Annotated in this window: 14 protein-coding genes; 2 read left to right on the forward strand and 12 right to left on the reverse strand. The window is 32.4% G+C overall.

All coding sequences use genetic code 11. The features are described 5' to 3' along the window. The first annotated feature begins 96 nt into the window (after positions 1-96). Complete coding sequence (locus tag M3P09_RS04420) at positions 97-2,040, forward strand: sensor histidine kinase (RefSeq protein WP_249972173.1); 1,944 nt, start codon at positions 97-99, stop codon at positions 2,038-2,040. Then, positions 2,040-2,801 (forward strand): LytR/AlgR family response regulator transcription factor, encoded by a 762-nt coding sequence (locus M3P09_RS04425; RefSeq protein ID WP_249972174.1) that lies wholly within the window; start codon positions 2,040-2,042, stop codon positions 2,799-2,801. The genes M3P09_RS04420 and M3P09_RS04425 overlap by 1 nt, the downstream gene beginning before the upstream one ends. Here M3P09_RS04425 and M3P09_RS04430 read toward each other — a convergent pair. From M3P09_RS04430 to kynU, 12 genes are all read right to left on the reverse strand, one after another. Next, the gene (locus tag M3P09_RS04430; RefSeq protein ID WP_099564415.1) at positions 2,754-2,975 is read right to left on the reverse strand and encodes a hypothetical protein; all 222 of its coding nucleotides are present in this window, start codon (positions 2,973-2,975) and stop codon (positions 2,754-2,756) included. The two genes, M3P09_RS04425 and M3P09_RS04430, sit on opposite strands and share 48 nt — an antisense overlap. A gap of 71 nt (positions 2,976-3,046) precedes the next feature. Next, positions 3,047-4,591, reverse strand: a complete 1,545-nt coding sequence (locus tag M3P09_RS04435) for a peptide MFS transporter (RefSeq protein ID WP_249972175.1) — start codon at positions 4,589-4,591, stop codon at positions 3,047-3,049. 112 nt (positions 4,592-4,703) lie between these two features. Next, on the reverse strand, positions 4,704-5,846 hold the full coding sequence (locus M3P09_RS04440; RefSeq protein WP_249972176.1) for a hypothetical protein: 1,143 nt from the start codon (positions 5,844-5,846) through the stop codon (positions 4,704-4,706). 6 nt (positions 5,847-5,852) lie between these two features. Beyond that, entirely contained in the window at positions 5,853-6,935 is a 1,083-nt protein-coding gene (locus M3P09_RS04445; RefSeq protein ID WP_249972177.1) for an amidohydrolase family protein, read from the reverse strand. 90 nt (positions 6,936-7,025) lie between these two features. After that, positions 7,026-7,562 (reverse strand): 3-hydroxyanthranilate 3,4-dioxygenase, encoded by a 537-nt coding sequence (locus M3P09_RS04450; protein ID WP_099564411.1) that lies wholly within the window; start codon positions 7,560-7,562, stop codon positions 7,026-7,028. 27 nt (positions 7,563-7,589) lie between these two features. Continuing rightward, positions 7,590-8,372, reverse strand: a complete 783-nt coding sequence (locus tag M3P09_RS04455) for an SDR family oxidoreductase (RefSeq protein WP_249972178.1) — start codon at positions 8,370-8,372, stop codon at positions 7,590-7,592. A gap of 1 nt (position 8,373) precedes the next feature. Then, positions 8,374-8,814, reverse strand: coding sequence for a GNAT family N-acetyltransferase (locus M3P09_RS04460; protein ID WP_249972179.1), 441 nt, complete (start codon positions 8,812-8,814; stop codon positions 8,374-8,376). A gap of 4 nt (positions 8,815-8,818) precedes the next feature. After that, the gene (locus M3P09_RS04465) at positions 8,819-10,261 is read right to left on the reverse strand and encodes an aldehyde dehydrogenase (protein WP_249972180.1); all 1,443 of its coding nucleotides are present in this window, start codon (positions 10,259-10,261) and stop codon (positions 8,819-8,821) included. Then, on the reverse strand, positions 10,254-10,619 hold the full coding sequence (locus tag M3P09_RS04470) for a GIY-YIG nuclease family protein (protein ID WP_249972181.1): 366 nt from the start codon (positions 10,617-10,619) through the stop codon (positions 10,254-10,256). The genes M3P09_RS04465 and M3P09_RS04470 overlap by 8 nt, the downstream gene beginning before the upstream one ends. Before the next feature lie 44 nt (positions 10,620-10,663). Continuing rightward, on the reverse strand, positions 10,664-11,065 hold the full coding sequence (locus tag M3P09_RS04475; RefSeq protein WP_249972182.1) for a RidA family protein: 402 nt from the start codon (positions 11,063-11,065) through the stop codon (positions 10,664-10,666). 6 nt (positions 11,066-11,071) lie between these two features. Further along, complete coding sequence (locus tag M3P09_RS04480) at positions 11,072-12,469, reverse strand: FAD-dependent oxidoreductase (protein WP_249972183.1); 1,398 nt, start codon at positions 12,467-12,469, stop codon at positions 11,072-11,074. Beyond that, positions 12,462-13,733: a kynureninase gene (kynU, locus tag M3P09_RS04485; RefSeq protein WP_249972184.1), complete on the reverse strand. Its 1,272-nt coding sequence runs from the start codon at positions 13,731-13,733 to the stop codon at positions 12,462-12,464. Before kynU ends, M3P09_RS04480 begins: the two co-directional genes overlap by 8 nt. Between the last annotated feature and the right edge of the window lie 34 nt (positions 13,734-13,767).

Here is a 13,767-nt window from a genome sequence, read left to right on the forward strand (position 1 = left end):
AATTTGTAAAGTCTATAATGCAGTTGGTCGGAAACTAGTTTTAATAACTAAATTTATCAAGTTTCTTTGATGTTTAAATAGATTAAATTTACAATTATGAAGAAAATAATTTTACTAATCCTTATTACTTTAATAATTCCTATAATAATCATTGATGATACGAGTAAAAACCCTAGCTATCATTATGATAATTATCCTGATTTACCAAAAGATGAAAATTGGGAGTATGTTAAAGAGCGTGTGTTTAACGGTTATGGCGAAAGGGTGTATAAGTATAATGGACCTATTTTATATAAACTTATCAATGCGACATCAAAAGATAGTCTAGCAATGAATATAATTATGGAAGAACTAAGACTTTTGTTGCCAAATAAAGAAATTGGTTACCTTAAGAATTATGTAGGTAAAGTATTTAATGATACTCTTCCAAATAGAGAGACTAATAAAAATGTTAATCATTATAAATTTTCAGATTTAACAAAAGTGACAATTAATTTACATTTTGAAGAAAATGAAGGATTCAGTAATTGGTTTAATTATAATATGACTTCTGGTTTTAAAATTTACAATGGAGAACCTACATTTTATTCAAAAAAAAATGGAATATCTGGGCTTTTTCAGGCTGATTTACAATATGTATTTACTAGTAGTTCTACTTTGAAACAAAGAAAAAGAGAAATTCAAAGAGATATTATTAGGACAATGGCATGTGCTCAATTTTTTCAAAGCAAAAAAGATAAAATAGTCAATTCTAGAAACTCGATATTGAATAACAAAGAGAATGTTAGTATGGGAAGTCAATTTAGTGAATTGGATAAGTTTTTATTACAAAAATTATACTCACCTAACTTAAAGAAGGAGTTTAAAGCTTATATGTATAAAACTTATCCTTGGAATTATGCAAGCAATTATATAAATAGGGAGAAAACAAAGGTTTTTGCTATTTGGACAAGTATTATGTTAGGTGTAATCCTTTTTGTTTTAGGTTTTAGCCTTTTTTATAGAAGAAAATATAAACACCTTTATTATAGTTATTTTGCTCCTGTTTTGTATTTTATGATATGCATTCTGTATGTTTTTAAAATATTTACTTATATGACTAAGCCTTATGAATTTGAACATTGGCGTCAATATATAAGTATTCATGTTATTTTTATAATAGTTGCATTATTGATTGCTTTGTTCTTAATGCTTTTTGATAAATTTATTGTTAAAAACAACATGAGTTTTACATTGCAAATAACTCTTAAAACGGTGTTTACTTTTTTTGTTTGTATTGCTCCGGTCGCTGCTATCTTTTTTTTAGAAAACAATAGTAATACATCTTGGTTTAGTTTAAATCCATTTTTATTATTGGTATTTACTTTTGCTATGAGTAGAGGGTTGTTACTGTATATTGAAAACTTTTCAGACTCTTTAGTAAAACAAAAAGATATAGAGTTAAGTCGTTTAAAAGAAGTAAATGCTCAAGCCGAGGTCAAATTATTGCAATCGCAAATAAATCCACATTTTTTATACAATGCCTTAAATTCAATAGCCAGCTTAGCGCATAAAAATGCTGATAAAACGGAAAAAATGGCATTGTCATTATCCGATTTGTTTAAGTACTCCATTAATAAAAAAGGACAAAAAATGAGCACGGTTGCCGATGAGGTAGACATGGTGAAAAATTATTTAGATATTGAACAAATACGTTTTGGAGACCGCTTACAATTTTCAATAGAGGTAGATAAAAATGTTGAATCTGTAAAAATCCCTATGTTTATTATTCAGCCTTTGGTTGAAAATGCTGTAAAGCATGGTGTTTCTAAAATTGAAAAAAATGGAAAGATTATTCTGAAAATTAAAAATAGTGAAATAGGTCTTGATATTATAGTCGAAGATAATGGACCTCAATTCCTTGAAGGCTTGGTAAGTGGTCACGGATTACAAACGGTATTCGATTTATTGAGATTAACCTATGAAGAAAAAGCATCACTTAGTTGGGAAAATACACCAGTAAAGCATATCAAAATTACTATTGAAAAAACTGTGATATAATGAATAAACCATATAGAACTGTTATTATTGATGATGAGCCTCTGGCAAGAGAAAGATTGCTTAGTTTACTTGAAAACTTTCCTGAGACATTTCAAGTTATTGATACCGCTAAAAATGGTACGGAGGCTAAAGAAAAAATAAAGACATTACAACCCGGTTTAATATTTTTAGATATTGAAATGCCTGGTTTAACTGGTTTTGAGTTGTTGGAGCAATTAGAGACTATTCCAATTGTAGTTTTTTGTACGGCTTATGATCAATACTCGCTTAAAGCTTTTGAAACTAATAGCATTGATTATTTAGTAAAACCAGTGCGATTAGAGCGTATTGAAAAGACCATTAAAAAATTGAAATTATTTAAGGGCACTAATAGCACTCAACAACTTTTAGAAGCGATTAAAGAAATCTCTATAAAGAAAGGAACAAAGAAAATGACCTCTATTACTATAAAAAAAGGAGAGAAGTTAATTTTTGTGAAGCTAGAAGATATTATTTTTTTAGAAGCCAATGAGAAATATGTAACCGTATTTACAAGTACTACTAATCACTTAACTAATCTATCTTTATCTCAATTAGAGCATAAATTACCAGATGAGTTTTTAAGAGTGCATAGGGCTGTAATAATAAATACAGTTTATGTTGAAGAGGTTCAAAAATATTTTAATAGTAGGTATGTTATTACATTGCAAAATAAACAAAAAACAAGCGTTATTTCAGGTAGAACTTATACACAACAAATTAAAAGTTGGATGAGTATGTAATAAATTTATAATTCTATTAATTAACGTTTGCTTAGCAATTTCATCATCTCCAAATAACCAACGATGGACATTGACTCCCCACATGTCTTCGTATTGTTTTTGATTGATTATATCTCTATCAATAGCTAAATCTAGTAATTTTCCAGAGAAAGATGATTGTACATCACTTTCCATTTCACAAAGCGAATAAGGATCACCGAGTCCATAATAACTTGGATATAGCCTAAACGATCAACTATTCATTTTTAATGAACGCAAGACATCATTTTTTTGATTATTGGCGAAATTAATAATGCAAAGATACCAACAATAATAGTAATTACCCCAAAACTTGCATACACAGATAAGTATGAATAAAGCTGCTGAAAGTTATCACTATTTTGGGAAGCAATTTCTGGTGTAATACCAGTTACAAATTCAACGACTTGACCAAAAAAACCTTTAGAGAACATATTGGCTTCTCCTTCATTTACAGTTGTTAGTTTGGCTATTTTACCAGCAAAAAAGTGTCCATAAAAATTTGCAGAGAACCAAACACCCATAATAAATGATACATATTTTAGTGGAGACAGTTCAGTCATTTTTGAAAGCCCAATAGGCGATAAGAATAACTCGCCAATAGTTAACACCATGTATCCAACAATTAAATAAAGCATTGAAGTTTTTGCAAATGCATCAACGCTATGAGCTGATAAAGCAAAAACTAAAAATCCTAGGCCTAAAAACAATAACCCCAAACCAAACTTAATAGCAGAATTTGGGTTTGCTTTTCGCTTATTTAAAAAGGTCCATAATAAAGAGAAAGGGATTGCAAACAGCATTATAAAACCAGCGTTAATACTATTTGTACCTGCTGCATCCATGCCTACTAAGTTTACATTTCTATCTGCAAATAGGGTTAAAGAACTTCCAGCTTGTTCAAAAATAGCTGAGAATAGGGCATAAAGAGCTGTAAAGTATACAGCAATTAATAAACGTTTTTTTTCTGTTAAACTAACCGTTGTTAATATGTAAATGATGTAGATAATTAAAAAAGCAGAAACGATCCAAACTAGATAATGTTCAAATTGATGGTAGTTAATAATTAAAGCAAAAATAGGAACGGCTAAAAATGCACATATAGTAATTATTGTCCCTTTAGGGATTCCTAAGTGTTTTTGTTTATAAAGGTTTTCATCAGGAACCAAGCCTTTATTTTCGAATACATTATTTTTAAGCCCGCTTTTAAAAACTAACAATCCGGCTACCATACCTATACCAGCAAGTACAAATCCGTAATGCCAACCATAAGAGGCTGCAACCCACGCACACATTAGTGGTGCAACTGCAGCACCAAAATTTATTCCTAAATAGAAAATGGTAAACCCAGAATCTCGTCTATGGTCTCCATGTTTGTATAAGTCGCCAACAAACGAAGAAATATTGGGTTTAAAAAAACCATTTCCAACAATGATGAGACCTAGTGAGCCGTAAAAGAATATTGGGTGCTCAAAAGTTAAAAAGAAATGTCCTAAAGCCATTAAAATGCCCCCTAATAATATGGCTTTTCTAAACCCAAGGATTTTGTCTGCAAGTATACCGCCAATCATGGGAGTTACATAAACCAATGACATATAAGCGGCATAAACACCAAAAGCCATATCGTCAGTGAACAATAATTGTTTGGTCATATAAAGAACCAAAAGGGCACGCATTCCATAAAATGAAAAGCGTTCCCAAAGTTCAGCAAAAAATAAGTAGACTAAGCCTTTTGGATGCCCAAAAGCTTCATTAGATTTAATGGTATGCATCTGTTCTGTTTTTTGATTTGAAGGCAATGTATTTTAAGACACCGTCAATACAGAATGATGTAGTAATTAATAGTAAATTATAATAGATTGTGCTTAATTGTGACCGAAGTTTTTAAGCGTTGCATAGTGACTTATATTCCTTGTTTTCTGGGATTTTATAAAATTCTTCTAGTAAAGTAACGTCAATATTTATGTTATCAGGAATCATACGCAATCTATAACGGCCCTCTCCTATGAATGTAAATAGATCACGCCTTTCTAACAATTGAGTGGCGTCTAGTTGTAAAATGGAATTGATATTCTCAATAATCCTTGTCAAGTAAGTTTGATTTTTTATTTCACCACCTAAGCTTATAAATATACTTTGCGAATTGCCTTCGCCGTATTTTCGTCTTATAGCAAACTTGAGTAAGTTTTTATATTGAGTGGTTTTTGAACCAAAATCTATAGTTTGATCAAAAACACCTTTTGTTGGAATACTAATTTTTACTAAACTCCAATCCATAAAACTGATGGTCATTTCGTTTGGTTTAGGCATATTTGCTAAACGAATAACCCAAGTAGTTGCTAATACTAAAAATACTGATATTAAAGAAGCTTTAGCAATTATCTTTAAAAAGTTGTTACTAAACTCATTTCCAACTTCTATAAACACACTAGAAACTTGTGAAGTAACAATTAAAAGCATTATCAGGATAGATATGACACCAACAATTTTTAAGCCTCTATGCGAAAATGTTCTGTATAATGAAATTCCTAATAAGTAACATAGAAAACTTGTGAGTAATAAATCAGGAATTCCGCTTAACTTGATTCCATTTGCAGTATCATTTTCTTGAAAAAAATAGGAAAGGAAAAAAGTAGCAAAAGAAGTAATAGCTATAACAATTAAAATAAGCTTAACATTCTTTTTGTTATTATAAATAAATTTAGGAGCATAATAAAAATAGAATAATGCCAACAGCAAAAACATATTATTAATTATGGAAAATAGATAGATGCCGAATTGAAAACTAATTGTTTTTTCGAAAGAAAATAGATTGCCAGTGTAAGACCAGCACCCAGAAAGTACCCAAACAAACATAGCAAGACTTAGATAAAGTAATCCTTTGTCAACGCGTTTTTGGGTGTCATCTTCTTCAAGAATTTGTTTAAAACGAAGCCTAATATTATACCAAATGGCAAGAAGCAAAATGGCTCCAACTAAAGAAATGAAAATATGTGATAATATATAAAATTCAGATACTTCAGTCATTATATATTACTCTAATATTTTTTTAACTAAATTTTTCTTGGCAATTTCATCATCTCCAAATAGCCAACGAAGGACATTATCTTCCCATATGTCATCGTATTGTTTTTGATTGATTATATCTCTATCAATAGCTAAATCTAATAATTTTCCAGGGTAAGATGATTGCGCATCACTTTCCATTTCACCTAGCGGATAAGGATCATCTAGCCCCATAATAACTTGATTAGAGCCTTGGCGATCAATCATTAATTTTAGTGAATCAGTATCGTGTACTAAAGTGTCAAAATAAATATTTGGATGGCCAACAGCTTTTCGCGGATGATGTTTCCCTTCAAACAAATCGGGTCTACCATCAAAACCTTGTATACGTCTACCCAAATTCATTTGTGCCAATTGTCCTCCATGAGCAAAACAAGTTCTAATATTTGGGAAACGTTCTTGCATACCATTTAATGTGTAAAAATGATAAGCATCACCACATTGAGCAAGCATCCAAATAAGATGAAAGCGCCATGCTGTATTTTCAAGATTTATCATCTTATCTCCATCGTATGGATGAATTTCAATAGCTAATTTGAACCTGTCAGCCATTTCAAAAATAGCATCATTTTCTTTATCGAAAACAGATCGCCATTGCCCAATAGAATCCATAAAATGCGTAGGAAGACATAAAACTTTCATATCCAATTGTTCAACACAACGTTCAATCTCCCATAAAGCACCATGAATAAATCCAGGGTGTACTACAAATCCACAGGTAAATTTATCAGGATTATCATGTTGTATTTTAGCATTAAAATCGTTTTGAAAGCGCAGCGCTTTTTTCATTTCTTCTAAGCGTAATCCATTACCGTATAATTGAGATAGATTTAAAACAACAGCATGGTCAAGCTTGTTTCTTTCCATCCATTCTAGCTTTTCATCTAGAAAAAAACTGGAATGTGTTACAGGTCTTTTCCACCCTTTTTGAAGCATATGTTTTCGTTCATCATCAACCCAAAATATTTCTTTCTCCTTCATAAATTGAGGAATCTCCTCAGGGTAAGGGAGTAAATGCGAATGTCCGTTAATGCGGAGTTTTCGTTTCATGTGTTTAATTTTATTTTTTTATTTGGCACATATAGCATCCATTTAATTATTCTCTTGGGTGTCAAGATTTAGTTATGGATGATTCATAAATTAATCTTCTAATTTAATTTTTTTTGGAGGTTGCATCACTTCACCACAATTTGGGCATGAGCGCTTATCATTATCGCTATAGTAATTGTCAAAAATTTTAGGCATATCAGTTTCAATATTATCTAGCGTAAAATCTTCTTCATATAATTTAGTTGTGCAATTTTCGCAAAACCAAAGTAAAGCATCTTGAACTCCTTTTTCTCTTGGGTATTCAATAACCAGACCTACTGTATTTGCCCCCCGTTGTGGAGAATGTGGTACTTTTGGAGGTAATAAAAAAATCTCTCCTTCTTTTATATGAATATCTTTTGGTGTGCCTTTATCAATAATTTTTAAAACAATATCTCCTTCAACTTGATAGAAAAACTCAGGAGTTTCATTATAGTGATAATCCTTTCTGCTATTTGGTCCACCAACTACCATAACAATGAAATCGCCATCTTTCCAAACCACTTTATTCCCTACAGGTGGTTTTAGTAAATGCCTATTTTCATCAATCCAAGCTTTAAAATTTATAGGAGGATATACTTTACTCATGATTTTATTTTTTTGTTGTCTTTAAAGTTACAAACTTTTTGTGCGTCCACCATCAACCGGAACGTTAATTCCGTTAACATAACTTGCTGTTTCACTTGCTAAAAAAGTGATAACATTTGCGGTTTCTTCTGGTTTAGCAAAGCGTTTAGCTGGCGTATAGTTTTTCATTATTTCTGCCATCTCTTCAATGCTTCTGTCTTCTTGTGTAGCCTTAATTTTAATAATCTCGTTTAATCGCTCTGTTTCGGTAAATCCAGGTAACACGTTATTTACAGTAATACCAAAAGCACCAACTTCAATAGATAATGTTTTGCTCCAGTTACCAACAGCTCCTCTAATGGTGTTACTTACACCCAAACCAGGAATAGGCTCTTTAACCGATGTAGAAATAATATTAATAATTCTACCAAAACCAACTTCTTTCATAAACGGAATAGTTGCTTGAGCTAAAACTTGGTTGCATTTTAAGTGCTGTATAAACGCATTATCAAACTCTTCAAGTGCAGCAGTTAAAATAGGGCCACTTCTTGGACCACCAGTATTATTTATAACAATATGAAACCCATGGTTTTTTTCGATAAATTTAATAACCTGTTCTTGTAATTCTCTTGGGTTTGAGAAATCTGCAACTATATAATTATGGTTTCTGTGTTCTGGCAATTTTTCTAAAACTGCTTTTAGCTTTTCTCTATTTCTAGCTACTAAGGTAACATTTACGCCCTCTGCAGCTAAAGCCATGGCAGTTGCTTTTCCTATGCCTTGAGTGCTTCCGCAAACTAAAGCGTTTTTATTATTTAAATTTAAGTTCATCTTATTCGTATATTATTTTTGCGCGTTCGCTTAATTTTTCCATTAATTTTTCTGGACTTTTTATGGCAGTAAATCCAAACTTTTCGTATAAAGTATGGGCGTCTTTTGTTGCCAACATCCATTTGTCAATTGCCTTTAACTCTGGAAAATTCATTATTTTATCAATTAATAATTTTGAATAACCTTTACCTTGATAATCTTCAATAACAAAAACATCTAAAAGATAAGCAAAAAACACCTTGTCAGTCATAACTCTTGTGTAGGCAATTTGCTGTCCGTTATGAAACAGACCAAAATTAATGGTGTTCTCAGAGGCCATTTTTTGTTCCTCAAAGGTTCTTGTTTCTCCCCAATATGAGTTTTTAATAAACGTATAGATAAGCTCTAAATCCATATCGTTATAATCTGATGAAAAGTAAATATTGTCTTCTAGTGCTATCATAAGATTAATACTTAATACAAACATTTTTTGCTTCAGTAAAAAAACGTAAGGCTTCAAAACCACCTTCGCGACCAACTCCAGACGCTTTTACGCCACCAAAAGGTGTTCGTAAATCGCGCATCATCCAAGTGTTTACCCATATTATACCAGCTTGTAATTGATTGCTCATTCGAATGGTGCGTTTTAAATCATTAGTCCATAATGTAGCCGATAGACCATATTTTACCTTGTTGGCCATCTGTAAAACATTATCTTCGGTATCAAAAGGCATAATGGTTACCACTGGCCCAAATATTTCTTCTTGATTTACTCTACATTCATCGTTTTCAACTTCAATAACGGTGGGTTCAAGGTAATATCCACCCTCAAAGTCTTTAACGGTAACATCGTTTCCGCCACATAAAATGGTTCCATTTTCTTCTTTAGCAATTTGAATGTACTCTTTTATTTTTTTTAAATGTGGTTTAGAAACTAAAGCTCCAATATTTGTGTTACTTTTAGAAGGATGTCCAACTTTAAGTTGTGTTACTTTTTTAACAAAATCTTTTTTGAATTTTTCATATAGGGAAGTTTCAACAAAAATTCTGCTTCCACATAAACAAATTTGCCCTTGATTGGCGAATGATGACCGTACAGTAGCTTCTAACATATCGTCATAATCACAGTCAGCAAAAATGATGTTAGGATTTTTGCCACCGAGCTCTAATGACAGTTTTTTAAACATGGGAGCTGCAACTTTTGCAATATGTGCACCTGTTGCTGTTCCTCCTGTAAAGCTAATGGCTTTAATATCTGGGTGCTCAATAATAGCTTGCCCAGTTGTTGTTCCTAATCCATGAACAATATTTAAAACACCTTTTGGAAGGCCAGCCTCATTTAGTACCTCACTCAAAAGATAAGCTGTCATTGGTGTAACTTCACTAGGTTTAGCAACCACACAATTACCTGCAGCAATTGCTGGAGCTATTTTCCAAGTAAAAAGATAGAGTGGTAGATTCCAAGGTGAAATACAACCAACCACACCAATAGGTTGACGAAGTGTGTAGTTTATAGCTTGTTGACCAACACTTTCGTGACTTTCGCTAGCAAATTGGGTAATAGCATTGCCAAAGAACCTAAAATTACTTGCAGCTCGTGGAATATCTACTGTTTTTGCTAAACTAATAGGTTTGCCATTGTCTTTGCTTTCAGCCTCGGCAAAGCGTTGTAAGTTGGCTTCTAGTAATTCTGAAACCCTTATTAAAATACGACTACGTTCTTCTAATGTGGTTTGCGACCAAGTTGGAAAAGCAGATTTTGCTGCGATGTATGCATTTTCTACGTCTTCTTTGGATGAGTTAGGTATTTGCCCGTATACTTCTCCACTCGCTGGATTGTAATTGTCAATCCACCCATTAGCAATGGGGGACATAAATTTTCCGTTTATGTAGTTTTGGATGTTAATCATGAGATGATTGTTTGTCTGGTCGAGCGTAGTCGAGACCTATTTTTGTTTCTGGATTGAAATTAAAATGCGTAGCATTTCTACATTCTGCAAGTATTTGTAGCATGTCAAAATCTCCATTTGCCAATGCTAGTTTCTTTTTCTTGCTCCATTTTTTAATTTTCTTTTCAAAATAGATAGCTTGATTTATATCATTGAATTCTTGATGAAATATTAAATCTAAAGGTCGTCTTTTAAATGTAAAACAATTTTTATTTAAACCTTTTTGGTGTTCTTCAAATCTTCTAGGTAAATTATTTGTAACTCCTATGTAAGTTAAACCATCAGAACATTTTAATATATATACAAAATATAGTTTCATAAAAGACCTCTCGACTGCGCTCGAGGAGACATTTAGTTTGTTATTTAATTTCTAACATAAGCCATCACCTTAATTTCCACTACCAAATCTGGGTGCGGTAATTGGTGTACTGCAACTGTAGTTCGTGTTGGTCCAGTTTCGGCATTAAAAAATTCGGCGTATGCTTTATTATAACCTGCAAAATCGTTCATGTTTACTAAAAATGATGTCACATCAACCACATCATTTAAAGTAGCACCTTCTTTAGCTAGATTTTTTTCAATGTTTAATATAACTTCTCGGGTTTGAACTTCAATATTCAAACGTTTAGTTCCCATTTCATCAATAATATCTACACCAGCAATGGTGTTGTCTGCTCGTCGAGAACTGGTGCCAGATACAAATATAAAATCACCAACCCGTTTGGTGTGTGGATAAGTGCCTCTTGGTGTTACTTTGTTACTCATGTTTTACTATTTTAATCCAGCAATTTTATCATCTTCTAAAATAGCTTCGGTTTCTTGTTTTACTTTATTTAAAATGACTTTTAAGTCTTCTTTTAAATCTATCTTTCCATCGGTCAGTAAATTTAAAATAGCTTTGTCTTGTGCTCTTCCTTTTAGCATAGCCTCCCTATACCCAATGTCTTCATTAAAAGTTACTAACGAGTACTTTGATGAATATTCATTAGGAAAATTTTTTTCTAAATCCATTTCCAATTTACGCTTTTCTTGGAATATAGTTTTAGCTACATGATCTTTCATTTCATGAAAATTATCAATAGCTAAATCTGCAATAGCATCGGTATCTTTTTTGCGTTCCTTTTCGTAAGCGGTAAAAGTATCTTCCCAACTTTCTAAGCTTTTATCTAATATTTTGTCAAACTCAACAACATCTTCAAAAGAGGCATTCATGCCTTGTCCGTAAAACGGTACAATAGCATGAGCAGCATCGCCCATTAAAAGCGTATTACCTTTATAATGCCAAGGAGAACATTTTACAGTACCCAAAGGCGATGTTGGGTTTTCAAAGAAATCATCAATTAAATTAGGCATTAATGTTAAAGCGTCAGGGAATTCTTTTTGAAAAAATTCTAAAACTATTTCTTCGGTAGTTAGATTGTTAAAATTATATTCGCCTTCATCATAACTTAAAAATAGAGTAACCGTAAAACTACCATCCAGATTTGGTAAAGCGATAAGCATAAAAGATCCACGAGGCCAAATGTGAAGCGCGTTTTTATAGGTTTTATAATCGCCATTTTCTTTAGGAAGAATACTTAATTCTTTATAACCATGTGTTAAATAATCTTGAGAAAAGCTGAACAAAAACTTTTTGCCTAAATAATAGCTTTTTCGCATTGCTGAGCCAGCCCCATCGGTAGCTATAATAACATCAGCATCTTCTATAAACTCATCTTTGGTTTTGTAATCTTGAAATAGGGCAGTGGTTTTTTCAAAATCGACTGATCTACATTTTTTATTGAAGTAAATAGAAACATTTTTATGTTTTTCTGCTTCGGTTAAAAGCAACCCATTAAGTTCACCACGAGAAATGGAATTAATATATTCATGTTCCCGTCCGCTGTAATTTGATAAATGCGTATTTCCTTTTTTATCGTGAATCATTCTACCATTCATAGGAATACAAAGCGCTTTTACTTTGTCTTCAATACCTACAAGTTTCATGGCTTTGTCGCCACGATCTGAAAAAGCAAGATTTATAGACCGACCAGCAGAAATATCGACTTTTCGCAAATCTGGACGCATCTCATAAACAGTGACATTATATCCTCGTTGCCCTAAGCGTAGGGCTAAGAGTGAACCACAGAGACCTGCGCCGATGATTAGTATGTTTTGTTGTTTATTCATTTAAAATAGCTTTCAATTTCTCAACCAAATTATAAACATCTTGAAACGAATTATAAAACGGTACTGGAGCACAGCGAATTACATCTGGCTCCCTCCAGTCACTTATAACACCGGCTTCAGTTAATTTGTTGTGTAAATTTTTATTAGCGTTTTTAACTTGGATGGATAACTGACATCCTCGCTCTTCAGAATTATTAGGCGTTATAATTTTAATAGTGTCTTCTCCTAATTGTTTCAAAAGAAACTCGAAATAACCAGTTAATTTTTTAGACTTATCGTTTAACTTATTAATACCAACTTCATTAAACATATCCAATGATGCTTTAATGGCTGCCATAGATAAAATAGGAGGATTGCTAAGCTGCCATCCTTCAGCTCCTGGGAGTACATCAAATTCATCGCGCATATTGAAACGTGTTTGTTTGTTGTGACTCCACCAACCTGTAAATCGATTTAAATTTTTATCATAGGCATGTCGTTCGTGAACAAAAGCTCCTGCTAAACTTCCTGGTCCTGAATTTAAATATTTATAAGTACACCAAACGGCAAAATCAGCTCCCGAATCGTGTAAATTAAGCTCAACATTTCCAGCACCGTGAGCACAGTCAAAACCAACTATACAATTGTTTTTGTGACCAAGCTCGGTTATTCTTTTTAAATCAAAATATTGACCTGTATAGTAATTAACACCACCTATCATAATTAAAGCAATCTCATCGCCTTGAGTTTCAAGGATAGCTTCTAAATCTTCATACCTTAATAGCTCTTCATTTTTGCGAGGTTTCCATAAAATTAATCCTTCTTTATCATCAATTCCATGATGACGTAATTGCGATTCTACTGCATATTTGTCAGACGGAAAAGCATCACTTTCAATAAGTATTTTATAGCGCGTTTTAGTTGGTTTATAAAACGATACCATCATAAAATGAAGGTTGGCGGTAAGAGTATTCATTACAATAACCTCAATAGGTTTTGCGCCAACTACATTTGCCATACTTTCAGTTAGAAACTCATGATAAGGTAGCCATGGGTTTTTTGCTTCTAAATGACCTTCAACACCTAACTTTGCCCAATCTTCTAACTCTTGATTGATGTAAGATTTAGTAGATTTTGGCTGTAAACCAAGGGAATTGCCAGTCATGTAAATTAACTCATGTCCATGCTTGTTTTTTGGAATGTGAAATTGATTTCTATAATGTGATAATTCGTCATTTTGGTCTTGCTCTTTTGCATATTCAAGACCTAATTTATATTTGGACAAAGTGAATTGTATTTAGGTTTCTAACAAAAATAAG

The organism is Jejuia spongiicola (assembly GCF_023502325.1).
Classification (GTDB): Bacteria; Bacteroidota; Bacteroidia; order Flavobacteriales; family Flavobacteriaceae; genus Wocania_A; species Wocania_A spongiicola.